Genomic DNA, 23,375 nt, shown 5'->3' with positions numbered 1-23,375 from the left:
GCTTGTTCGTTCAGATCGCGGCGAGCGCGATCTTTCGCAAATCGTCGGCGTAGAGTTCCGGCGTTTCCCAGGCCGGAAAATGCCCGCCACGCGGAAAGACGGTGTAACTCTGCACATTGTAGAGCCGCTCGGCCCGCTCGCGCGGCGCGAGCGCCAGATCATGTGGCCACATCGCGACGGCGGTGGGGACATGCACGAAGTCATCTGCCCGCAGCGGCGGCCGCAGCCGGGCGGCATCGTAATAGTAGCGGACAGACGACCCGATCGTGTTGGTCATCCAGTAGATCATCAGGGTGTCAATCAAGGCTTCGAGGGGCCAGACAGAGAAGACGTCGCCATCGCAGTCCGTCCAGGCCCGGAATTTCTCGACAATCCACGAGGCTAGGCCAACAGGACTGTCGGCAAGCCCAAAGGCGAGAGTTTGTGGCCTCGAGCTCTGGATCGCCTGATAGCCCCCTTCCTCCCGGCTCCACAGTTGGAGGCGCTCGTCATAGTCGATCTCGGCCTTCGACAGGGGCGATGCATCTTCTGGAATCGGCTTCGGCGCGACCGCCGAGACATGGAGAGCCAGCAAACGCGCCGGATGCCGAAGCGCCATTCGCGTGGCAAGGCCGGAGCCGATGTCAGTCCCAGCCACGACGAACCGCCCATAGCCCAGCATCGTCATTAGCTTCGGATAAAGGTCGCTGGGCTCCGCCTCGTAGGGCCGGGTTGGCCTGTCCGAGTAGCCGAAGCCGGGCATGGTGGGGATCACGACATCGAATGCCGGCGTTCCCTGGGTAAGCAGCGGTGCTATACGCTGAAACTCCACGAAGCTTGACGGCCAGCCGTTCATCAGCAGTAGCGGGATCGATCCCCTTTGGCCGCTGCGAAAATGCAGAAAGTGTATGCCATGGCCGTCGACCGTCGTCCGGAAATGGGGAAGCTGGTTAAGCCGGTCTCGTCGCTGCGCCCAGTCATAGCCGTCACGCCAGAAATCGATGAACTGGTTGAGGACGCCGCGCTCGGTTCCCATGGTCCAGTCGTCAGTTACCGCGTCGGCCCAACGCGTCCGTGCGAGGCGGCTACGAAGGTCAGCGGCCTGGTCCGCATCATAGGGAATCTGGAAGGGAGTGATCATGATCGATTCCTTGGCTGTAGTGCAGCGGAGGGCTGATGTCGGTGGTTCAGCCGATATCGACGTTCATGGCGAAGTCCCAGGTGCCGGCGCCGTTTTTGGCGAGGCCAATCATCATCAAACCGAGCGCCTCCAGCGTCTGGGCCATGTGCAAGCCGCCCACGTCGAGCGGACGCAGCCCGAGACTTTCGAGAAACGTCGAGACGCGCGCTTTCGCCTCCGCATCGTCGGCTGCGATGAACGCGTCGAGGCGTCCGCCCTTCGCAAGCACGTGACCAAAGATCGTGTTGAATGCCTTCACAAGATGCGCGCCGGCGGGGAGGCCCTTTGCGGTCTCCTGCGCGCCGGAACTGCCGTGGGGCGTGACGAGGCCTGAGAGGTCGGGGGCAACCGGGTTGGCGATGTCGACGATCACCTTGCCATCGAGCGCTTTCCCAAAGTCGACTACCGCCGCCGCGGCACCGCTGTACGGCACGGCGAGGATGACGATGTCGCCCGCGGGGGCGGCGCCGTATGTCCCGGTGGTCGCTCCGACTCCAAGTTGGTCGACGAGCACCCGCGCCTTGGCGGGGTCGCGGCTGACAACCTCGACGGTATGTCCGGCCTTGGCGGCACGGCCCGCGATCGCGGCGGCCATGGCTCCTGAGCCGATGATGCTGATAGTGCTCATGTGTTGTCTCCTTGTGAGTTGGGTGGACGGATCACGGGATCGCGATACGATCCGCCGGGAAGTAATGGCCGTTGTCGAGGTCCTCGAGCAGGCCCGGCTGAGCTGGCTCCCAGCCGAGCGTCTGGCGGGTGATGGCGTTGGACGCCGGAAGGTCCAGCGTGACCAAGTTCGCGAGAAAGCCGAAGAAGCCCGGCAACATCAGTACGTCCGCAGGGATGGGCACAGCAGGCATGCCCATACGGCTGCCAATGGCCTCAGCGATCTCGCGGAACCGGATGCCCTCGCCCTCAATCCCGTGCCAATATTTGCCAGCCGGCCCCTTCTCCAGCGCCAGGCGGAACAGGGAGGCCAGGTCGCGGGCATGCACAGCCGGCCAGAGGTTCGCGCCGTCTCCGGGGTAACCGATTACGCCCTTCTCCTTCGCGAGACCGATCAGCAGCTGGAGGAAGCCGGCATCGGTCGTGCTGTGCGCGATGGGAGGAATTCGGACGACCGAAGACCGCACGCCCCGTCCCGCTAAGCCGATCACGGCGAGTTCCACGGCGTTGCGAACCCGCAGGGTGCCCTTGTATGCTTCGCCGCCGGGAAGAGCCGGATCTTCCTCGGTGGCTGGCCGGCCCAGGCCTTCCCACCCCGGCGAGCCGATGCTCCCTGAGACGACGAGCGGCTTTCCGGTCCCCGCCAGCGCCTCGCCGTAGGCGAGCATGATCTGGAGCTCCGCGGCTGCCACGGCGTCGATCCCGCCGGAGGGCAGCAGGTCTTGCCGGTGCGCGACGTGGATGACGCCGTCGGACTCCGCCGCCGCGACCTTGAGCCGATCGAGGTCGGTGATATCCCCGCGACGTACCTTGGCGCCGAGTGCCGATACCGCAGTCGCGGACGTGTCCGACCGGGCCAGGCCAATGACCTCATGTCCGGCCGCGATGAGCTCGGGGATGACATACGAACCGATATGGCCGGTCCCGCCAGTAACGAAAACGCGCATGCTGCTGCTCCTTGGGTAATGTGATGCGAGACGTGGTGCCGCGGGCTCAGCCGAGGAGGCTGACGCGGATTGAGAAGTTGGTGTGTTTGACGGAGTGGGTCATGAGGCCCAGCCACAGCATGCAGGCGTGCTCCAGCGTTCGGGCCATAATCAGCCGCCCGGTATCCATCGGACGTAGTCCGAGGCTGTCGATGAACGCCGAGACGCGCGCCTTCGCTTGAGAGTCGTCCCCGGCGATGAACACGTCCAATGGATGGCCCCCGATTGGACCGGCAGCCAAGACCCGGGCGTTCTGGGTGTTGAACGCCTTGACGATAGTGGCATTGGCAGGAGCAACCTTGGCGATCTCCTGCGCGCCGAAACTGTCTTCAGGAGTCAAGAAACCCGTGAAGTCGGATTTGATGGGGTTGGTGATGTCGACAATGAGCTTGCCTGCCAGCTTTTCGCCGTACTGCTTCACCACGTCGAGAACGGCCGAATAGGGAACCGCCAGGATGACAATGTCCCCGACCGGAGCGGCGCCAAACGTTCCGGTCGTCGGGCCGGCTCCGACCTGCTCGGCCAGCGCCCGCGACTTGGCACCGTCGCGGCTCATCACCTCGACGGTGTGTCCGGCCTTGGCGGCAAGGTCGCCGATCGCTGCGGTCATACCGCCTGACCCGATGATGCTGATAGTGCTCATGTTCATTTTCCTTGCGGGGCGGGCGGCGCCTTTGTTGCCATTTGTGCAGACGCACTCTATTTACTGGTTCACCGATCCGCTTAGTAACCGGATCATCGATCCACATATACGGATCACCGATCCGCTTATCAAGGCATCTCATGCGAGCCGACGCAAAAAAAAATTACAGCCATATCCTCGCGGTCGCGCGTGATGTCGTCGCCGAGCACGGTATCAATGCGTCCATGCGCGATATCGCCCGTCGGGCCGAGGTCGGGTTAGCCACGCTGCTTCGTCATTTCCCGACGCGAGAAGCCCTGTTCGAGGCGCTGCTGTGTACGAATCTGGACGCACTGACTCAGAGGGCAGATGAACTCGAAACCTCGGATTCGCCTGACGAAGCGCTCATCTCCTGGTTCCAGGAGTGGTTGGCGTTCGCCCAAAGCTATAGGGGCGTCGTCGCCATGATGGCCGCCGCCCACACGAATCCGAACTCCGCTCTTTACGCTTCATGCGCAGCGGTGCACTCGGCGAGCGCGCGACTGCTGCTCCGCGCACAGGCCGAAGGCGCGGCGCGGCTCGACATGAATGGGGATGACCTGTTCGCCCTGATGACGGCGCTCGGCTGGGCGGTCGACCAACCCTCATTCGCGCCGCGGGCCGATCATCTCTTTCGCATCATTACGGGCGCCATCCTGGCGAACCCGTCGACCGGATCGGCTTCTGCTGCGCTCGACCGTCAAAACTAAGTATTCATCATACTGCTGACGAGAGGCGGAGCACTTTATCGTTTGCTTCCAAGCATCACCTCGGCCGCACGCATCGGATAGTGCTCGATCCGATGCGTGCATCGTGTCCCTGCCGGTGGGGACGTCATGTTCATCAGTCAAATTTGACCAGGTCCTTGAAGACCAGCCGGCCCCAGTTGTTCCTGCGCGCCTGCACGAGCAGTCGCCTTCGGAAAGCCCGCCTAGCTTTATCGGCGCAAAGCCGAGATTTTCCGCGAGCGTACCAATCTGCGCCGCGGCGTCTTCATCATCGCTCGCCAGGAATATGACTCTCCAGCCGCCCTTTACGGCCGGATCCTGGTCAAGGATGGCAGCGATCAAATGATTGAAACCCTTGACCAGTTTGCACCTGAGAAGGCCTGCTCAATGAACTTGGAAGACGGCTGTCAGAGTTGGGCTAGGCCGCCGTCGACCGCTACCTCGCTGTCATGAAGCTGCTGTCCGATGAGGCGAGGAAGGGTGCCGCCGCCCCGAGCTCTGCCGGATCGCCCATGCGCTGAAACGCAGTCATTGAGCCGTAAGCCTTCGGTCGCGAGTTCGGTCGCGATGCAAGCGGGAATAGCTGCAAAGTCCAAGCTGAAACGTGAGTGTACCGCTTCTCAGGCCGCATACGGAACGGCCGGTTTCGGAATCGCCGTGCACACTCCTGACCGACGACAATGGGGCTGCCGGCTTGCGAGTTGAGCCGCCTCTCCTTAGGGCCGCCATCTGTCAGGTTACGATCACCAGAAGGCGCAAGCGAACAGAGTGATTGAAAAGGAACTCGATTTGCTGTCGCGAACGAACTCGGTCGCCTCGCGCGCCAATTTGCTGTCCGGGATCTTGATCCTGGAAATCACGTTACCATTCATTATTCTGCTCCATCAATTCTCGAGAACGGCCTGGGGCGTATTCCGAAAGCTGATGGCCATTCGGTTGTAGCTGTTCATCAGGCTGATCGCGATCGTCAGGTCGACGAGCTGCTTTTCATCGAAGACGGCACGCACGGCTTCATAGGCGGCGTCCGGAACCCCGGTCTGTGCAACATTGGTCACGCTCTCGGCCCAGCGAAGCGCGGCGCGCTCTCTCTCGCTGAACAGGCTGCCGCCTTCCTGCCAGGCTTGCACCAGCGCGATCTTCTCGATCTTCACGCCCTTCTTGACGAGGTCACGCGTGTGCATGTCAAGGCAATAGGCGCAGTTGTTGATCTGGGAGACCCGCAGATAGACGAGCTCGACCAGTTCGGCAGGCAAGCCGCTCTGGAGAACATAGCCGTAGACGGTGCCGAGCGCCTTGGCGCCGCTCGGGGCGATCTGGTTGTAGTCGAGCCTCTTGGCCATCGTTCCGATCCGTTCAATTGAGGGGAGTAGTGAGGGCCTTGTCGTCGGAATCGACGACGAAGACCGCAAGCAGCTTCGCTGGCCTGGTCTTGCTGGCGTTGCGGCTGACCGAATGGGTTGCGTTGGGCAGCTCCGACCAACTCTCGCCCGCTTTGTAGATGCGGGTCTCGCCATCGTTCACCTTGGACTCGATCTCGCCCGAGACGACATAGGCGAAGATAAAGGCGGACCTGGCATGCCGGTGCGGCTGCGAAGCGGCGCCCGGCGCATAATCGACCTCGACGACGACCATCGATTTGCCGGGGATGTTGGGGATCACCTGCTCGAACTTCGGCGTGACCGTCTCCGATTGGTCGTCGCGCGCCCAGGCCGGCCCGACGATGGCAATCGCGGCGCAGGCGGCGGTGAAAATGGCACGAATTCGCATTGGCATCTCCTTGCCCGTCTAGATGCCGGCGAATCGGGCCAGGAAAAAGCACCAAGAACGCAAAAAAATCGTGTACTGAGGCTTCATGAGCAAGCCGCTGGACCTGGATTTGGATCGCGCCGCCAAGACTTCCCTTGCGGAGCAAATTCGCAAGGGCGTGGCCGTCGCAATCGAGGAAGGCGCGCTGGAACCAGGCGCACGGTTGCCCTCATGGCAGGACCTGGCAGCACAGCTGGGCGTCGCGCGCGGCACCGTCCGGACCGCCTATGAGAAGCTCGCGGCCGCCCAGTTGATCGAGGCAACGCCAGCTGAGGGAACGCGCGTCGCACAGCGCCCCCGCACCGTCGCGAAATCCGAGCCGGTGCCGGATGAAGGCTCCTTCATGCGGATTTATCAGGAGATGACACAGGGTCCCCGGATCTTCCAGATGGGCATCCCCGCAAGCGATATCTTCCCCGCCACCTTGTTCGCGCGGATACGCGCGCACGCCATCCGCGCCGAAGCCGCTGCCGCCGCCCTCTACCCCGATCCTCGCGGCGAACTCGAGTTGAGGCGGGAAATCGCTGGCTACCTCGCCGTAGCACGGGGCATCATCTGTCTGCCGTCGCAGGTCATTATCACTGGAGGTTTCGGTGCGGGGCTCGGCCTGGCGCTATCCGTTCTGAAGCTGGCGGGGGAGACCGCCTGGATCGAGGAGCCCAGTTTCCCATGGACCCGAAAGGGGCTCGAACTCGCCGGTTTGTCTCTCGCTCCGGTCCCGGTCGATTGCAACGGCATCGATCTCGATGACGCACTGTGCCAGCATCCGACCGCGAAGCTTGCCCTGGTCACACCGGGTCAACATGCGCCGCTCGGCTCGACCTTGTCGCTCGAGCGGCGCCTGCGCCTGCTCGAATGGGCAGCTTCGACCCAGGCCTGGGTGATCGAAGACGATTATCTGAGCGAGCTTCAGCTGACCGGCAGGGCCGCGCCGGCGCTCGCGTCGCTCGACCGCGACGGGCGCGTCATTCACATCGGGTCCTTCAGCAAGACAATCAGCCCGACCCTTCGGCTGGGTTTCGCAATCGTGCCGGCCAGCCTCGTATGCGCTTTCGCTGAAGTCGCGGCGTGCTTAGCGCCCGCCCCGGGGCCGGCAGTGCAGCTCGCGACCGCCGAATTCATGCGGGAGGGCCACTATATTCGCCATCTCCGCCGCACGAAGCGGGCCTATGTCGCAAGGCGCGCGACGTTGCTCGAGCAGCTTTGGGCGAATGTGAATGCCGACCAGATTGCAACGCCGGGCCTGGCCGTGCTGCTGAAGCTGCCGAGGGAAATATCGGACATTGCCGTGGCGCGCGAGGTTTCGGCCTTCGGGATGTCGCCCGCACCGCTCTCCGCGTGGTATGCGTCGCCCGCAACTGCCGAATCCGGCCTCTTGCTCGGGGTCGCCACCACGCCGGGCAAGAACCTGGCAAAATCCTGTGATCGGCTCTTCGAGGCGATTAGGCGGATCGACGGCGGACAGCCGATTTGAGACTGCTCCAAGTAAGACGTTGCTAGGCAGCGACACTCGTTGAAACAAGCGACCACTGAACGAGGCCGTCTATGGTAACGCGAATCTTCGCCGGCAGCGCCTTTGTCTGCGGCCACAGGACGCTGATCGGCAGTTCGCCGCCTGACAGGCCCTCCAGGACAATCTGAAGGGCCCCGTCTTGAAGATCGCCTTCCACCATCCATGACGGAAGTTGCGTCAGACCGTGTCCTGCCTTAGCGGCCATTAGCACCGTCTCGAAATCCTGCAGTTCATGCTTGACGGGGACGGCCTGCCGCGCTGTCGAGCCGTCGGGTTGCTTCATCAGCCAGGCGATGCGGTTGCCTTGCCGTCGTCCGACGATGCAATCGTGTCCGGCAAGATCGCTCCAGGATCGCGGAACGCCCCGCCGTGCGAGATAGCCAGGTGCTCCGACTATCACCGTCTGCTGGACCCCAATCTGTCGCGCGACGAGGTCGGTCGAATCCTCAAGATTGCCGATACGCACGGCGAGGTCGATGTTTTCGCCGATCAGGTCGACCCGCCGGTCGGTGAAGCTGACATTGAGGTTCAGCGCTGGATAGCGTTTCGCAACCCCTAACAGTACGGGCATGACGTGCAGTCGACCGAACGCCGTCGGGAGATCGATGCGGACTTCGCCGCCAGGCGTGTCCCGCGCGAGCGCGAGGGCGCTCTCGCCACGCTCAAGTTCGTCGAGTGCCGCGACGCAGTGCTCCAGCCAGGCCTCTCCGGCAGGCGTCAAGGTCAGGCGGCGGGTCGTCCGGTGGAGCAGCTTGGAGCCCAAGCGCGCCTCCAGACGCGACACCGCCCGGCCGATCGCGGACTTGGCCATGCCCATTTCCGCCGCAACCGCGGTGAAACTACCGAGCCGAATAACGGCTACGAATTCGGCGATGCCATCGAAACGCGAGTTCATCCGCCTATTGTAGCTTCAGGCCGGCACTAATCTGCTGAGGAGTATCCCTTTATATCTTCTGGAGCTTTAATTCTCCACAGGAGCCGCCCCATGCCCTCTCTATTCGATTCCTTCGATCTAGGTCCCGTCCACCTCACGAGCCGCATCGTCATGCCGCCGATGACGCGCACCCGCACCTCCGAGGGTGCTCTTCCGACAGATGGCGACCTCCCGAACGAACTGACCGTCAAATATTACGGTCAGCGAGCTAGCGCCGGCCTGATCATCTCCGAAGTCAACGACGTGGATCAGTCCAGCCACGGCTACGCGCGGATTCCCGGGATTCACTCCGAAGCCCAGAAGCAGGCCTGGCGCCCGGTGACCGAAGAGGTTCATCGTCAGGGCGGCACCATCTTCATGCAGCTGTGGCATGTCGGCCGACTGGCGCATTCCTCGCTTCTGCCGAACGGCCAGGCGCCAGTGGGCGTGACCGCGGAACAGGCCGTCGGCTCAGAGGTGTTCGCCCATGGCCCGGACGGCCGGTTGCGCTTCATGGCGGCAGAGACGCCGAGGCCGCTCAGCACCGAGGAAGTGACGGCCATGGTGGGAACCTTCGCCAAAGCCGCCGCCAATGCGCGGGAGGTCGGGTTTGACGGCATCGAGATCCATGCCGCCAACGGCTATCTGATCGAGCAGTTCATGAACTCGGTGCTCAACACCCGTACCGACCGCTACGGCGGCGGCAGCATGGAAGATCGTGCGCGCTTCCTGATGGAAGTCGTCGACGCGGTCGTGGCGGAATTCGGCGCGGGACGCGTGGGGGTTCGCCTCTCACCGTTCGGCAAATATGGTTCAATGCCCGCTGATCCGCTCGTCGAGGAGACGTTCCTGTACATCGTCGAGCAGCTCGGGCGCCGTGGCGTGGCCTATGTCCATCTGCTCTACGAACTGCTGCCCGACGGCAACATGGAATCGGCCACGTTCGAGGCGCGCCATCTCGACCACGACATGCTCGCCAAGGCGCGAGCGTCGTTCCCCGGCGCGTTCATCTGGTGCGGCGGCTTCAATGACGTCGAGCGCGCCCAGGCAGCGCTCGATACCGGGCTGGTGGACCTGATTGCCTATGGCAGGCCGTATATCGCGAACCCGGATCTCGTCGAGCGTCTTCGGAGCGGCTGGCCATTGGCCGTAGCGGACCGGTCCGTCTATTACACCCGCAATGGCGAGGTGGGGTACACGGACTTCCCCACCTATTCGAAGAATGGCGCCGCAAGCAGGGCCGCCTGACACGACGAAAGGCCGAGCAGGAGTCCGGCGCAGCGCCACGCACTCCTGCCGGTCGAGACGACCTCCATAGGTTCCGGCGGAGTCGCCCTGTGCCCGCGCAGATCCTGGATCTGGGTGCGCCTGACCGCCCTTCTTTCACTACAGGCAGAAACATCATGACAAAGCGAACATTTCTCGTCACCGGCGCCAGCAAGGGCATCGGCCGCGCGCTCTCGGCGCGGCTCGCCGCCGACGGTCATCACGTTGTCGGCATCGCTCGTGGCGATGATCCAGCGGACGAGCTTGGCGTGAAGGCCATCGCGAAATGGAAGAGCAGCCCGCCTCGAGGCCATTGGCAGGAGGCGGGCGTGAGGATTAAATATTCGCTTGTGCTAATATAAAAATGACGTAACGTAATGTCCGGCATCTTGAGGATGCGCAACCGTGGGGGAGTACGATGAGAGTTGCTATATTTTGCGCGGCTATCACGATCGCTGCGACTGGTGGCACCATTGCCAAGGAAAAGAAAGTGGTGGTCGGTGATGCTGCGGCCCTGTGCTCTACGAAGCATTCGACCAAGAAGCCGGTGAGAGATCTGGACTGCGGTTTGACTGGCACGGCCAAAATGCCGGATGGAGCAACCCCGGAAAAGCCGCGCCTCGGATACGACACCGATCCGTGGATGGTCATTGGCTTTTAAAGCTGGCTGCAGATAGCCGCCAACTTGCGGCGTGGCCGATGGTGGCCAGGTACTTGGAATGACACTCGTATCAAATTCCAGCACGACCAAACGAATTACCGCAATCCACCAGCAATCCCCAATTGCCGTGAGCCCATCGGGCGCTTGGCGAATTGGGACGTGGTTTCGGCACGACTACCTGCCGACGAAGTAGCTATCTGCGTGCCGATTGTCGCTGATTATCTATGGAATTTTTTTACTTTTGTTTTCAGTATGTTGCGTCGCAGATTGACGTATTTTCGGCGGCGTTTAAGCGGGGGTCAGTAATGATCGGGTGGTGGGCCGAACTCGACAATCCTGCCACGATGCATGACAGAGAACCGCTCGCCAAAATGGGCGACGACGGCAACATGGCATGGTGCACCGGCTGCATACGATCTGAGGCGTCACGTTTGCACTCACAAAAAGCTCCATCTCGGCCCTGCGATATTCATGGATGAGGCGTACGTGTGATGGTTGTGGTAAGGGAATGACGCTTTCTTTTCATGGAGATTGCGATGAGGGAGAGAACGATTGAAAGCGGCCTCAGCCCGCAAATGCAGGAGGCCATTCCGATAATTCGACGCGTTTTCAGACAACATGCGCCGAGGCGGCTTGAGCTTGAGCTTACTGCTGGAAAAGAGTGGTATAATCATTCCCGCTGGTCCCTGCATCATTCCGGCAATGCGGTTGATATTAGGACGAAAAAGCTGGCGGATCGCGGGACCGGTATGTTGTCAATCCTTTTAGGATACTTTTTGCAGCAGGAACTTAACTCTGAACTTGGCAAGGCCAAGTATTTAGTCCTGGTGAACAATCAAGGGCCTATGTTTCCGCATATTCACGTTCAGTATAATCCAGGGGCCAGAATGAGCACACCTGGGGACTATGACGGCAAGCGACGGCGAGAGGTCTAGCCGCCCAAAGGAACTCATTTGCGTGCTTGGTTGCCTTTTGCACGCTAGCGCGGACAAAAGCCTCGCCGCGCTCTTGCGCCATGCCGTGGAAGGCATCCTTCAATCCACCGCGGGATGCAAAAGCCGTTTGATGCGCCGGTACCATCCGCCCAAATTACTCGAAGAAATAAGTAAAGCCCCCGTCGGAGGCTCCGACGGTCACCTTCGTCATCTTTTCACCGTCAAGCGACCGGTTGAGCACGCCGCGGCTTAATTCCGGCAGAAGCGTGTTGGTTAAGATGGCATCGATCATCCGCCCGCCGGATTCGAGTTCCGTGCAGCGTGCCCTGACCAGATCGATGACGCCGTCGCCGATCACCAGTTCCGCGCCACTGGTTGCACGCAGCCGGCGAGCGATCCTGGCGAACTGATGACGGGTGATCGCCTCGATCATCGAATCCGACAGCGGGTAGTAAGGAATGGTTACCACCCGTCCAAGAAACGCCGCCGGAAAAACCTTCAGCAACGGCCGGCGCAAGGCCGTATCCAGATCTTCGAGGCCGGTCCGAACCGTGCCGTTCCTCGTCCGGTCCATGATGACTTCGGAGCCGACGTTCGAGGTGAGCAGGATCAATGTGTTCTTGAAATCGATGCGCCGCCCTTCGCTGTCGTCCATCATGCCCTTGTCGAAAACCTGGAAGAAGATTTCGTGGACGTCCGGATGCGCCTTCTCGACCTCGTCGAGCAGGATCACCGAATAGGGTTTGCGCCGAACCGCCTCTGTCAGGATGCCACCCTTGCCGTAGCCGACATAGCCGGGGGGCGCTCCCTTTAAAGTCGAGACAGTATGCGCCTCCTGAAACTCCGACATGTTGATCGAGATCAGGTTCTGTTCGCCACCATAAAGCGTCTCCGCCAAGGCCAGCGCCGTTTCGGTCTTGCCGACGCCGGAGGGGCCACAAAGCAGGAACACCCCCACCGGCTTTTCCGGCGCGCCGAGCCCGGCGCGGCTGGTCTGCACACGCTTGGCGATCATCTCCATGGCATGCTCTTGGCCAACCACGCGCTCGCACAGAGTGGCCGCGAGCCGGAGGGCTTTTTCGGTCTGGCTCGACAGCATGCGCCCCGTGGGGATGCCGGTCCAGTCCTGGACCACCGCGGCCACGGCATTTCGATCAACCGAGGGCAGGATCAGCGGCGCCTCGCCTTGCGCCTCGGCCAGTTCAGCCATGCGTTCGCGCAACCGGGTAAGATCGGCGACCGGATCAGGTGGAAGTCCATCGGCAACAGCCGTTTTCACTTTGGGATCGGATGCCTTGTCCTTGGGCGTTTGGATCTCAGGCAACTCAGACTCAGAGGCGTTGGCATCCGCTGGCGTTTCCATCGCATCGAGCGGCATACCGTCGCCGCGCAGCCGGGCACGCAATTCGAGTATCTCGGCAACTAAAACTCTTTCGCGGTCCCAACGTTGTTGCGCGGCAGCCAGCGCGACCCCTGTTTCGGCAAGTCCGGTGTCGACCCGTGCCTGCCGTTCGGTCACCTCGATCCCGATCGCCGCCTCACGATCGATGATGCCGTGCTCGACCTCCAGCGCCTGGCGCCGCCGTATGATATCCTCGAGCTCGGCCGGCGTGGCATGCTGCGAGATTGCGACCCGGGCGCAAGCGGTGTCGAGAAGGCTTACCGCCTTGTCGGGTAGTTGCCGCGCCGGGATATAGCGGTGTGACAGGCCCACTGCCGCCTCGATCGCCTCATCCAGTATCTGCACCCGGTGGTGCTGCTCGAGAACTCCGGCCACCCCGCGCAACATGAGAACGGCCACAGCTTCGGAAGGCTCGTCGATCTTTACCACCTGAAACCGACGGGTCAGCGCCGGGTCTTTTTCTATGTGCTGCTTGTATTCAGCCCAGGTCGTTGCCGCGACGGTACGCAGTTCACCGCGTGCCAGCGCCGGCTTCAGGAGATTGGCCGCGTCGCCGGTTCCAGCAGGGCCGCCTGCGCCGATCAAGGTGTGAGCTTCATCGATAAAAAGGATAACCGGTGTTTCGGACGACTGCACCTCGTCGATTACAGCCTTAAGCCGTTTTTCGAACTCGCCCTTTACGCTTGCCCCGGCCTGCATCAAACCGACATCGAGCATGCGCACGCTGACGCCCTGTAGCATCGGTGGTACATCGCCCTGGGCAATACGCAAGGCGAAGCCCTCGACGACCGCGGTCTTGCCTACCCCGGCTTCGCCCGTCAGGATCGGGTTGTTCTGCCGCCGCCGCATCAGGACATCAACGATCTGCCTGATCTCGGGGTCGCGGCCGACGACGGGATCGATCTTGCCGTCGCGGGCGCGCTGGGTCAGGTCGGTGGCGTATTTCGCCAGCGCCGAATCCCCACCCGGAGCCCGCCGTGGCATCTCCGTTGCGGAGACCGTGGTCGAGGTGCCAGCTTCGAGTGAGCCCTCCATGACATCGGCGAACCGCGCGATCACCGCGTCGGCGTCGATCTCGTCGAATGCGCCGCTGATCTTCGACAGCAGGCCTTCTAGGACCGGGGTCTTCAGGCAAGCGAGCAGAATATGCGCGCTGCGGACTTCCTCGACGCTGAACTCAAGCGTCGCCAAGTTCCAGGCCTCCTGGATGGCATGAAAGATGTGGTCGGAAAATTCCTCGATCGATGTGGCGCCGTATGGCAGCTTGTCCACGGCGCGGGTCATATCGGCCGTGAGCCGGCTGGCATCCACTCCCGCATCGGCGATGATCATTTGCACGTCCGAGCGATCGGAAAGCACCAGTTGCTCGATGAAGTGGACGAGTTCGACGTAAGGGTTGCCGCGCAGCTTGGCGGTGTCCGCGGCTGCCTTGAAGGCGCGCACGCCGACAGGATTGAGCTTGCCGACCAGTTCCTTACGCTTGAAGCTCTGTGACGACCGGCGCTGTTCCATCGAACCTGCTCCTGCAATCTGCCAGTCGACAACCTGCCACATAAGCCGTCGCTTGACAAAGCGCCCGATGGACGGCGTCGCCAAAGCCGTTCGCGGGGCCGTCAGCCTTTGGAAGCCCAGACCACTGGCGGCAGAAGATTTCGCGCATCCATGTGGTGCATTTTACCGACTGGGTTCAGCAGTCTCGCCAAGCCATCCCATAGCGAATACGCGGTGGTCAGCTTTCGTTAGTTTTTAAGCAGCGGCTTTAATTGGCGTACGGCACGTCAGTGTGGTAACCTTGGGTCAGGTGCCGTTGAGGGCCGGTCGCTGGGGGTCTGTGTGATTGATGTCGCACTTTGGCTTACTCCGCTCGACGGTGAAAATCCGTCAGGGGAGGATTTGCGCAACGACCCGGCCTTCCATGAGCTGGAGCGACTGACGGAACAGCAGAAGAAAGTCGAGTTCCAAGGCAGCAAAAACACTGAAGTCGACGTTCCGATAGACTGGCCTACCGTGCTTACCAGGGCTGAAGAGCTGCGGTCTCACGGCCGGGACCTGCGCCTTCTCGTCATTGTTACGCGTGGACTGGCCAACGAGCATCGGTTGGCCGGCCTGGCTGCCGGCCTGACCCTCATCGCGCAAACCGTCGATCAGCATTGGACGACCATGCATCCGGCCCTGCGGCCCGGTGCCACGCCGCGCGAAGCAGCCTTGCGCCGCATTAATGCGCTTACCGACCTTCAGAACAGCCAGGACGGTCTACTCAAAGATTTGCGGAAAATGACATTCTTTGCGCCGCGCGCCATTGGGCCGATCCTGGGCGCGGATCTGGAGAAGGGTTCGCTTGACGAGCGGGTCATGCTGCAGGAGGCTGCTTCGGGACTGAATGCGGCCGAGAAGGCGAAGCTGGCAAGCGAGCACAGCCAACTGGTGAACCGGGTGCGCAGCGCATGCGCGGCGCTGATTGATCAGGCCGGGCCAGAAATGACGTTGCTCATAGCCGACGCCCGCGCCGCGATCGCCGCTCTCGAGAGCGTCGAAGCCGCCTTTAACTCCCGCCTCGAAGGCGCTGGCGCCACGCTTCCCGAGTTAAAGCGGTTTCTGCAGCGTCTGCTGACGACCCTCGAACGAAACGCGACCGGTGCCACTGCCGCGAACGGCCTCGCAAAGCCGGTCGCGACGCCAGCAGAACCGGCAGCACGTGTTCGCAACGGCGATGGAGCCGATACGATGGCAAGCGTGGCAAGCTACGCAGAATCCGGCGACAGCGGCCTGCCCGACCGGATCTCCTCGCGCGACGATGTCGTCAAATGCCTCGATCTCGTCGTCGCCTTCTATGACAGCACCGAACCGTCCAGCCCGATCCCGCACCTGGCGCGGCGCGTGCGCCGAATGGTGCATATGGATTTCGTTGAACTGATGGAAGATCTCGCCCCGTCGGGACTGAAGGAATTTCGGCTTCTTGCCGGCGTTCCCGATGTCAAGAAGACGGCACAGAAAGATGAAAGGTAAGACACATGCCAGCCGAAAGCAAAGCCAAGGTCATCGAACGAAATCGCGCGCCACGGGTGCAGATCGCCTATGACGTGGAAACCTACGGCAGCCCGACGACGATCGAACTGCCGTTTGTCATGGGCGTGATGGCCGACCTTTCCGGTGCTTCGCAAACCAAGGAAGCGTCAAAGTCGGTTCTGGACCGCTCCTTCGTCGAGACCGACGCGAACCGCTTCCCCAAGTTCATGGAGGCGCTCGGACCCCGCGTCAAAGCGCGGGTGAAGAACACGCTGCCGCAGGCCGAAGGCCAAGAGCGCGACGAGGAACTGGCGCTCGATCTCACCTTCACCAAAATGGGCGATTTCGCCCCCGACAAGATCGCCGAGCAGGTTCCGCAACTGGCCGAGATCCTCAAGATGCGTCGTCAGCTCGAGGAATTGCTGGGCTTCATGGATGGCCGCGTAGACGCCGAAAAGCGTATCGCGCAGTTGCTGAACAACGAGCCACTTCTTGGCAAGATCGCCAGCCAGGCGCTGACTGACGACGACAAGGCGGGAGAATAAACCATGGCCGAACAGCAAAAGACCGCCACCCTCGCCGCCGAGGCTGAAGCCATAGACCTTGGAGAATTCAGTGGACTCCTCGAGAAGGATTTCAAGGTCAAGAAAGACGACAGCGAGAAGCTGCAGCAACTCGTGCGCAATCTCGCGCTCGCAGCGCAGTCCCGTTCCGACACCACAACCATCTCGTCCAATGCCATCAAGTCGATCAAGTCGCTGATCGCCGGTATCGACAAGATGCTGACGGCTCAGGTCAACGAGATCCTGCACGCGCCGGAAGTGCGCGAAATGGAAGGCACATGGCGCGGCCTGTGGTACCTCGTCAACAACACCGAGACCGACCAGAAGCTTAAAATCCGGGTGATGAACATCTCCAAGGAGCAGCTGGCCGACACGCTCGAAGACTACGAAGGCCAGATGTGGGATCAGAGTCCGATCTTCAAGAAAGTCTACACAGACGAATATTCGATGCTTGGCGGTGAGCCGATCGGCTGCGTGATCGGCGCCTACGAATTTTCCAACCACCCGCGCGATGTCGGTCTGCTACGCAACATCTCCGGCATCTGCGCTTCTGCGCACACGCCTTTTATCGCGGCCGCCTCGCCTCGACTGTTTCGTATGGATAGCTGGCAGGAATTGCCGAACCCTCAGGATTTGCAGCAGATCGTTTCCAACCCGGCCTATGCCTCCTGGCAGTCGCTGCGCGAAAGCGAGGATGCTCGCTACATCGGGCTGACCATGCCCCGCGTCCTGGCCCGGCTGCCATATGGCACGGACACCGTTCCGGTGAAGGGCTTCACCTTCGAGGAAGAGGTGCAGGGCGATCACAACAAGTATGTCTGGATGAACGCCGCCTTCCCGATGGGCGTCAACATCAACCGCAGCCACAAGCTGTTTGGCTGGGGTACCCAGATCCGCGGCGTCGAGAACGGCGGAACGGTGCTTAATTTGCCGGTGCACAGCTTCCCGACCGATGATGGGTCGATAGCGATGAAATGCCCCACGGAAGTCGCCATTGATGACCGGCGTGAGGCGGAACTCGCCAAGCTTGGCCTGATGCCGATCCTGCACCGGAAGAACACGGATCTTGCGGCTTTCATCGGTGCCCATTCGTTACAGGACGACGAAACGCGCGCCGGCCGACTGGTGGACCCCGATGCGCAGTCTAATGAGCGGCTGAGCGCCAACTTGCCCTACTTGTTCCCGGTTTCGCGCTTTGCGCACTATCTCAAAGCCATAGCGCGAGACAAGGTCGGGTCGTTTAAGGAACGCTCCGACATGCAGATCTGGTTGACCGAGTGGATCAACCGCTACGTGCTGGCCAACCCGGCCTTTGCCGACGACAAGGCGCGCGCCAAGCGCCCGCTCGCCGCCGCCGAGGTCCAAGTGGACAGCGTGGAGGGGCGGCCGGGCTACTACAACGCCCGCTTCTATCTGCGCCCGCATTACCAGCTGGAGGGCATCAATGCCTCGCTTCGACTGGTGTCGGAACTGCCGTCCGTTAAGACTTGATTGCAGCAACAACAATCTTTTTTTTGACAATGGTGGAGAGAGACAATGCCAGTAAAGATTGATGGTTTTCTGAAGGTTCCCGATATCAAGGGCCCCAGCACCCGCGACGGCCACGATGATGAGATCGAAATCCATGGCGTCGACTACAAGATGGTCGCACCCTATGACCCGAATTCGCTCTCACGTCGGGGGCGCGTGTCCATGGGCATGATCAAGTTCATCAAACACTACGACAAATCTTCGCCTTATCTCAAGAAAGCCTTGTTCGAGAACAAGGCCCTCGATGAAGTGGTGTTCTCGGCACGTCGGACGATCGATGGCGAGACTAAGGATTATCTGGTCGTCACCCTCACCGACGCCTCGATCATGGAATACGACATGTCGCAGGCCGAGGATGAGGAAGACCTGATCCAGGAAGAGGTCAGCTTCGCCTACAAGAAGATCAAGTTCGTCTATGACGGCAATGATGAAGCCGAAATGGATGTCTATGTCGGCAAGTGAGGGTCGGCGACCCGACGCTGGCAAGCAGCACAGTACCGGCAGCTTGCGGGCAAAAAGCGAGGCCGTCCAGCCGTCGCTTTGGGATCGCCTCGTCAATGACCTGCCTGGTCTGACCTCGGAGATAGACGGGCTGCGCCATGTCTTGCTCGACGAGCTTGGCGCCGACCGTGTCGACGCCCTCGTTGGCGCCAGCGCGCGGGCCATCGACGCTGATGCCGAACTCACAGCCGAGCAAAAACGGCGTCTGCATCGATTGGCCTTTCAGACCCAGCATCGGGTCGAGATCGAAAGTCGCGGCGTTGTGGTGTCAGCCCGCGTGCTCAGAGAAGCAGTGCGGCGTGACGTCGAGGCGCTCTTCAATACCGAGCGCTTCGAGGCCACGCCGCTCCTGTCCGATCTGGAAAATGAACAGGTATCGGACAACCCACCGTCGCTCGCAGATTTCCCGGAGGTGCGCCGGAGCGTGGTCAATTACGGCGTCCCCTCCTTCTCGGGCAGGTCTTCGCGCGACTTTGATCGCGATGTGCTGGCGCGTGAGATCCGTGCGGTGCTCGCCACCTTCGAGCCCCGCCTCAAGGAAAGCGCAACAAAGGTCACAGTGACGCTTGGCGACAAGACCGCCGGCCTCAAGATCGAGATTGACGGTGTGCTGATCATAACCCCGACACCGGAACGCATGCGCCTGCGCACTACGATCAATCTCGATAACGGCGCGGCGCGGACCGAAATCAGGGACGCCTGAGATGGATCGGGTCTTCGTCGAATATTACGAGGAGGAGTTGACCCACATCCGCGGCCTTGCGGCCGAATTTGCCGATATGCATCCAGCGGTCGCGCGCAACCTTTCCCTCGACACGGTCCCCTGTCCGGACCCCTATGTTGAGCGGCTGCTGGATGGCGTGGCTTTCCTCGCGGCGCGCACCCGGCTAAAGGTCGACGCCGAGCGTTCGCGATTTTCGCGCAGTGTGCTCGACGTTCTTTATCCCGATCTGGTCACCCCGGCGCCGGCAACGGCGATGGTGGTGCTCAAACCAGGCCAGCAGGTCCAGACCATGCTCGACGGCCACGTCGTCAGGCGCAACACCCGGCTGGTTTCCAGCCTGCGGCCCGGCCTTTCGACGCGCTGCACTTTCTCGACCGCGCAAGAGACGACCCTGTGGCCGATAGCAATCACTTCGGTCAGCTATTTTCAGGACCGCAGCGCGTTGGCGGCGGCCGGGATGGCCACGGTCGGCGGTGTGCGCGGCGAGGCGGCGCTCCGCATCACGCTGGCCCCGACCGGAAAAGGCAAGCTCCACGAATTGACGCTCGACCGGCTCGATATTTATTTTGCCGGGCGAACCAAGGCGCCGCTGCTATTCGACGCGATCTTCGGCACTTGCTCAACCGTTGGCGCACGCGCTGAGGGCAAGACCAACCCGTTGTCGCCCTTGCCAGCGCCCGAAATGGTTGGCATCAGCGACGACGAAGCCTTGATGCCGCGTACCCGCCCGACATTCGAAGGATATCGCCTGCTGCGAGAATACTTCATAATGCCCGAGCGCTTCCACTATGTGCGGGTTTCGGGGCTACAGCCTGTGGTGCGTCGATGCGACGGTGGGCTTGAGATCGTCTTCCAATTCAGGCGTCCGGTGCCAGAGTTGGCCGATCTGACATCGGCCGACTTCGAACTTTTCGCAACGCCGATCATCAATCTTTTCGAACGTGAGTGCAACGTCGTCGAGATCGATGCGCGTAAGACACGCCAGGTTTTGCATGCAGACCGCACGCGGGCGCGCGACTTTGAAATCTATCGGATCATTCGTGTCGAGGACGCCGACACCGAAGGCAACGACGCCGAAATTCCGGAACTGTTCAGCCTGGGGCAGAACAGCGGCAGTGGGTGGGTCTACTCAACCGAGCGGCGCCCTCGGCGCGCGACCGAAGACGAACGGCGCGACGGTCTAACGCGCACGTCATACACCGGCGACGACGTTTTCCTGGCCGTGTCGCGACCGCTCGCAAGCCCGGCGTACCGACCTCTGAAGCGTCTCGACGTCGTAGCACTGTGCACCAATCGTGACCTGCCGATCCTCGATGACAATCCCACATTGACGCTTGAGGCCGGCGACCCGGTCGAAATCGTCAGGGTCCTTGGAGCCCTGCGTCCACCGCAGCCGGCGATCCCCGCAGCACTGCCCACAGGGGCCGAGGGTGAATCGCGCGCCGACGATCTCGCCTGGCGGCTGGTGGCACAGCTCATGCTCAACTTCCTCAGCCTTGCCAAGGAGGGCCGCGGCGTCGATCCGTTGCATGCGCTTCTCGATATCTATGCCGACCGAGGCGATCCCAGCCTTGCTCGCAATGTACATTCGATCATCCGCATCGACTCGCGGCCGGTCGTGGAGCGGCTTCAGATCGATGGGCCGATGTGCTTCGGACGCGGCACCGAGGTGACGTTGCATGTCGATGAATCCATCCTGGCTGGCCAAAGCACTTTGCTGCTTTCGGCCTTGCTGGCGCGGCTGTTCGCCCGATATGCCGGAATAAACGGTTTCGTGCGGACCCGCACGCGGCTGCTGCAGAAGCAGGAGGATGTGCCATGGCCGATGACGCCCGGCAATCGCTCCCTGATCTAGACAAGCCCAGCCCAAACCCCGCTGAAGGTCTGTCCGAAGGGTTCGACTTTTTCGAATTGCTGCGCCGTCTCGAACAGCAAAATGCCGTGTTCGGCCATTCCGGCCGTCCCGACCGTGAGCCGGCAAGGCTTGGCCAGCATGTGCGCCTCGCCTTCTCGGCCAGGGACCTGGTCCATTTCCGCGAAGCCGACAACGGCAAGCCGGCCCGGGTCACGATTGCAAATCTGGGTCTCTTGGGCCCCGAGGGTCCAATGCCGCTGCATCTGACGCGCTGGGTGCTCGACCGGCTGTCGCAGCGGTGGTTCGCCGGGGCCAACGCACAGCTGACCAGCGACACTACTTTCGTCGATTTCGTCAACATTCTGCAGCACCGCATGATCGCCCTTTACTATCGGGCGTGGGCGGATGCGAATCCGGCCGTTCAGGTTGAACGCGCGGTCGGTGGCCGGGTTCGCGCCATGCTTGCGGCCGTGGCCGGTATCGGACTTCCCGGCACCCGAAACATCGATCTCGACATGGTGAAGCTTCGCCAGGCGGCTTCGCTCGCCAGCCAGGTCGAGGGCCCGGAACGACTGACACTGTTCCTGGCGGAAGCCTTCAAGGTGCCGATAAAGATCAAGGAATTCGTCGCCGCCTGGACAATGATACCAGCAGGCCTCCAGACCCGCCTCGCAAAATCCTTTGCTGTGCTCGGTCGGGGGGCGACGATCGGCCCACGCGTTTTCACCCGCCAAAGCAGGATCGAACTGCGGGTCGGCCCTTTAAAGTATGATGATTTCAAGACATTCCTGCCGGGCAGCCAACGGCTCAAACTGTTCCAGCACGCGGTTCGCGACATGGTCGGAGAATCTCTCGATGTCGATCTGCGTATCGTGCTTGCGCGTGAAGCAGTGCCGCCGCCCCGTATTGGAGCGGTGCAGCTCGGCCGAACCGCCTGGCTTGCGCGACCCGCTGAAAGGGGGGATGCTGATGATATGCGGCTGCGCACTATCGTCGGATGGCGGCCGGAAATGGCGGGGGGCGCGGCATGAGTCTGCTGCTAACGCTAGAGCAAGGGCCACGCACCCAGGCGGTGCGGCAAACTCGCCTGGACGAAGGTGAGCTGGTGATCGGCCGCAGCGCCGATGCAGGCTGGCAGATCGATGATCCCGACATGTTCGTTTCACGCGCTCACTGCAAAATCTCTGGCGGGCGAGATGGATATTTCGTCACCGACACATCGAGCAGCGGTTTGTTCATAAACGATTCCGATAGCCCGCTTGGTCCAGGCAAGTCCGCACGCCTTCAAAGCGGCATGCGGCTCAGGCTGGGCGATTACGTCGTCTGTGTCGACCTGCAGATCGCGGCCGCTCAAGCGCCCGCAGTCATCCAGCCGGTACCAGAACGTCTGCCAGCGGCATCGCGGGCGCCGGTAAGCATCGGCCGCGATGACTTCTTTTCCGCCAAGGTCGAAGAAGCGCCGCAACGGCCTCGACCTGCTGATCTGCCGAACCCATTCGAGCAGCCGATCCCAGGGGCGTTCGAGCGCGCGTCCTCCGGCCAGCGCAACTCGCCTGCTTTCGACGACCCGTTCAGCCTCGATCCGGTTTCAACGCCGGTGTCGAAAAACGCCGCCGTTTATGTCGAGCAGGGCGGGGTGGGCAGCCGGGCGGATCCATTCAGCCTCGACCGGCCCCCCCCTCCCAGCCACGGAGCTGAATCCGCAGCGGGAAAGCTGTCCGACTTCAACGATGATTTTGGTTTCGGACCGGTCTCCTCGCCCAGTTCGACAAATAACTCGGCCTCGACCGGCCAGCGCGAGCGCATTGCCCAACGGCCACCATCCGCCAATCCCTGGGATATTCCCGCGCAACCGGCCGATGTCCTGCCTCCAGCGCGCATGGGTGCTGCTTCCAAACCTGCCCGCCCGCCGGCAAGCGCGCAGCCCGCCGAGATGGCGCTCCGCGCCGCCTTCTTGCGCGGCATGGGCGTCGAGGAAGCCGATTTCCCCGGGCGCGACAGCATCGTGGAAATGGAGAAGTTCGGCCGCGAATACCGGCTGATGATGGAAGGGCTGATGCAGCTTCTGCGCAAGCGGGCCGAGGAGAAAGGAAATGCTCGCGTCGCCCAGACAATGGTCGGTGCCTCCGAAGTCAATCCGCTCAAATTTCTGCCGTCGGTCGACGACGCCATCGTGACGCTGATCGCCGAGCGCAGCCCCGGATTTCTCGCCGGGGAGGCGGCCATCGCCGATGCAGTTCGCGATCTCGCGCAACATCACGTGCGCGCTTGGCGAGGCATACAGGCCGCTTTGCGACGGATGATCGATCGTTTCGATCCCGCAGCGATCGAGGACGAGCTGAAATCGAATTCGGCGATCGGCACCCTGCTTTCGGGCGGGCGCGGCGCCAAGCTGTGGGAGCTCTATCAAAAACGCCATCGCGAAATCGCCGAAAGCGCGGAAAAAAGCTTCCTTGGCGAAATCGGCACTGATTTTCGAGATGCATATGAGGAGGAGTAA

General features: G+C 61.9%; 22 protein-coding genes and 3 pseudogenes. 14 read left to right on the top strand and 11 right to left on the bottom strand.

Annotation, left to right across the window (positions count from 1 at the left end; all coding sequences use genetic code 11):
• Window positions 1-10: 10 nt before the first annotated feature.
• From LB545_RS17890 to LB545_RS17875, 4 genes are read right to left on the bottom strand one after another with little or no spacing between them, the layout of a single operon-like run.
• Window positions 11-1,120 carry an epoxide hydrolase family protein gene (locus LB545_RS17890; RefSeq protein ID WP_140623881.1) on the bottom strand — a complete coding sequence of 370 codons (1,110 nt, stop codon included), beginning with the start codon at window positions 1,118-1,120 and terminating at the stop codon, window positions 11-13.
• A gap of 46 nt (window positions 1,121-1,166) precedes the next feature.
• Window positions 1,167-1,787, bottom strand: coding sequence for an NADPH-dependent F420 reductase (locus tag LB545_RS17885; protein ID WP_224705563.1), 621 nt, complete (start codon window positions 1,785-1,787; stop codon window positions 1,167-1,169).
• Between the two features lie 31 nt (window positions 1,788-1,818).
• Window positions 1,819-2,772 (bottom strand): SDR family oxidoreductase, encoded by a 954-nt coding sequence (locus tag LB545_RS17880; RefSeq protein WP_140557386.1) that lies wholly within the window; start codon window positions 2,770-2,772, stop codon window positions 1,819-1,821.
• A gap of 46 nt (window positions 2,773-2,818) precedes the next feature.
• Complete coding sequence (locus LB545_RS17875; RefSeq protein ID WP_140557384.1) at window positions 2,819-3,454, bottom strand: NADPH-dependent F420 reductase; 636 nt, start codon at window positions 3,452-3,454, stop codon at window positions 2,819-2,821.
• 140 nt (window positions 3,455-3,594) lie between these two features.
• On the opposite strand from LB545_RS17875, the gene LB545_RS17870 reads away from it, so the two are divergent.
• Window positions 3,595-4,182: a TetR/AcrR family transcriptional regulator gene (locus tag LB545_RS17870; RefSeq protein ID WP_140524731.1), complete on the top strand. Its 588-nt coding sequence runs from the start codon at window positions 3,595-3,597 to the stop codon at window positions 4,180-4,182.
• Window positions 4,183-4,315: 133 nt separating this feature from the next.
• On the opposite strand, the pseudogene LB545_RS17865 reads toward LB545_RS17870, so the two are convergent.
• The 5 genes and pseudogenes from LB545_RS17865 to LB545_RS17850 form a co-directional block, all read right to left on the bottom strand.
• Window positions 4,316-4,607, bottom strand: a pseudogene (locus LB545_RS17865) (NADP oxidoreductase coenzyme); the annotation flags it as partial.
• Window positions 4,608-4,747 (bottom strand): annotated as a pseudogene (locus LB545_RS17860) (oxidoreductase); the annotation flags it as partial.
• A gap of 196 nt (window positions 4,748-4,943) precedes the next feature.
• A complete protein-coding gene (locus LB545_RS30875; protein ID WP_263486386.1) occupies window positions 4,944-5,072 on the bottom strand; it encodes a hypothetical protein in 129 nt (42 codons plus the stop codon).
• Window positions 5,073-5,084: 12 nt separating this feature from the next.
• Window positions 5,085-5,540, bottom strand: coding sequence for a carboxymuconolactone decarboxylase family protein (locus LB545_RS17855; RefSeq protein WP_140498278.1), 456 nt, complete (start codon window positions 5,538-5,540; stop codon window positions 5,085-5,087).
• A gap of 13 nt (window positions 5,541-5,553) precedes the next feature.
• Window positions 5,554-5,967, bottom strand: a complete 414-nt coding sequence (locus tag LB545_RS17850; protein WP_140557381.1) for a cupin domain-containing protein — start codon at window positions 5,965-5,967, stop codon at window positions 5,554-5,556.
• An 85-nt stretch (window positions 5,968-6,052) separates the two neighbouring features.
• Here LB545_RS17850 and LB545_RS17845 point away from each other — a divergent pair, with 85 nt between their 5' ends.
• Window positions 6,053-7,480 (top strand): PLP-dependent aminotransferase family protein, encoded by a 1,428-nt coding sequence (locus tag LB545_RS17845; RefSeq protein ID WP_140498280.1) that lies wholly within the window; start codon window positions 6,053-6,055, stop codon window positions 7,478-7,480.
• 22 nt (window positions 7,481-7,502) lie between these two features.
• On the opposite strand, the gene LB545_RS17840 is transcribed toward LB545_RS17845, so the two are convergent.
• The gene (locus LB545_RS17840; protein WP_140498281.1) at window positions 7,503-8,414 is read right to left on the bottom strand and encodes a LysR family transcriptional regulator; all 912 of its coding nucleotides are present in this window, start codon (window positions 8,412-8,414) and stop codon (window positions 7,503-7,505) included.
• A 90-nt stretch (window positions 8,415-8,504) separates the two neighbouring features.
• Here LB545_RS17840 and LB545_RS17835 point away from each other — a divergent pair, with 90 nt between their 5' ends.
• The 4 genes and pseudogenes from LB545_RS17835 (at window position 8,505) to LB545_RS17820 (ending at window position 11,294) form a co-directional block, all read left to right on the top strand.
• Entirely contained in the window at window positions 8,505-9,680 is a 1,176-nt protein-coding gene (locus LB545_RS17835; RefSeq protein ID WP_224705561.1) for an alkene reductase, read from the top strand.
• 155 nt (window positions 9,681-9,835) lie between these two features.
• Window positions 9,836-9,952, top strand: a pseudogene (locus tag LB545_RS17830) (SDR family NAD(P)-dependent oxidoreductase); the annotation flags it as partial.
• 164 nt (window positions 9,953-10,116) lie between these two features.
• Window positions 10,117-10,359 carry a hypothetical protein gene (locus LB545_RS17825; RefSeq protein ID WP_140632222.1) on the top strand — a complete coding sequence of 81 codons (243 nt, stop codon included), beginning with the start codon at window positions 10,117-10,119 and terminating at the stop codon, window positions 10,357-10,359.
• Between the two features lie 536 nt (window positions 10,360-10,895).
• Window positions 10,896-11,294 (top strand): hypothetical protein, encoded by a 399-nt coding sequence (locus tag LB545_RS17820; protein ID WP_224705559.1) that lies wholly within the window; start codon window positions 10,896-10,898, stop codon window positions 11,292-11,294.
• A gap of 154 nt (window positions 11,295-11,448) precedes the next feature.
• Here LB545_RS17820 and tssH read toward each other — a convergent pair whose 3' ends face one another.
• Entirely contained in the window at window positions 11,449-14,208 is a 2,760-nt protein-coding gene (gene tssH / locus LB545_RS17815; protein WP_224705557.1) for a type VI secretion system ATPase TssH, read from the bottom strand.
• A 321-nt stretch (window positions 14,209-14,529) separates the two neighbouring features.
• Between tssH and tssA the strand changes: the two genes are divergently transcribed.
• From tssA to tagH, 8 genes are read left to right on the top strand one after another with little or no spacing between them, the layout of a single operon-like run.
• Window positions 14,530-15,702, top strand: a complete 1,173-nt coding sequence (gene tssA / locus LB545_RS17810) for a type VI secretion system protein TssA (RefSeq protein ID WP_140685155.1) — start codon at window positions 14,530-14,532, stop codon at window positions 15,700-15,702.
• A gap of 5 nt (window positions 15,703-15,707) precedes the next feature.
• Window positions 15,708-16,247, top strand: a complete 540-nt coding sequence (gene tssB / locus LB545_RS17805) for a type VI secretion system contractile sheath small subunit (RefSeq protein ID WP_140498287.1) — start codon at window positions 15,708-15,710, stop codon at window positions 16,245-16,247.
• A 3-nt stretch (window positions 16,248-16,250) separates the two neighbouring features.
• A complete protein-coding gene (gene tssC / locus LB545_RS17800) occupies window positions 16,251-17,756 on the top strand; it encodes a type VI secretion system contractile sheath large subunit (protein ID WP_140498288.1) in 1,506 nt (501 codons plus the stop codon).
• Between the two features lie 45 nt (window positions 17,757-17,801).
• A complete protein-coding gene (locus LB545_RS17795) occupies window positions 17,802-18,257 on the top strand; it encodes an Hcp family type VI secretion system effector (RefSeq protein ID WP_115143971.1) in 456 nt (151 codons plus the stop codon).
• Window positions 18,244-18,999 carry a type VI secretion system baseplate subunit TssE gene (gene tssE / locus LB545_RS17790; RefSeq protein ID WP_140498535.1) on the top strand — a complete coding sequence of 252 codons (756 nt, stop codon included), beginning with the start codon at window positions 18,244-18,246 and terminating at the stop codon, window positions 18,997-18,999. The genes LB545_RS17795 and tssE overlap by 14 nt, the downstream gene beginning before the upstream one ends.
• A 1-nt stretch (window position 19,000) precedes the next feature.
• The gene (gene tssF, locus LB545_RS17785; RefSeq protein WP_224705556.1) at window positions 19,001-20,875 is read left to right on the top strand and encodes a type VI secretion system baseplate subunit TssF; all 1,875 of its coding nucleotides are present in this window, start codon (window positions 19,001-19,003) and stop codon (window positions 20,873-20,875) included.
• Window positions 20,839-21,906, top strand: a complete 1,068-nt coding sequence (gene tssG / locus LB545_RS17780) for a type VI secretion system baseplate subunit TssG (protein ID WP_140515107.1) — start codon at window positions 20,839-20,841, stop codon at window positions 21,904-21,906. The genes tssF and tssG overlap by 37 nt, the downstream gene beginning before the upstream one ends.
• Complete coding sequence (gene tagH / locus LB545_RS17775; protein WP_140515106.1) at window positions 21,903-23,375, top strand: type VI secretion system-associated FHA domain protein TagH; 1,473 nt, start codon at window positions 21,903-21,905, stop codon at window positions 23,373-23,375. The genes tssG and tagH overlap by 4 nt, the downstream gene beginning before the upstream one ends.

Origin of the sequence: Mesorhizobium sp. BR1-1-6 (genome assembly GCF_020165355.1) — a bacterium.
Classification (GTDB): domain Bacteria; phylum Pseudomonadota; class Alphaproteobacteria; order Rhizobiales; family Rhizobiaceae; genus Mesorhizobium.
Note: the sequence above shows the minus strand (reverse complement) of the source record. Positions and strands in the feature narration are given on the sequence as shown.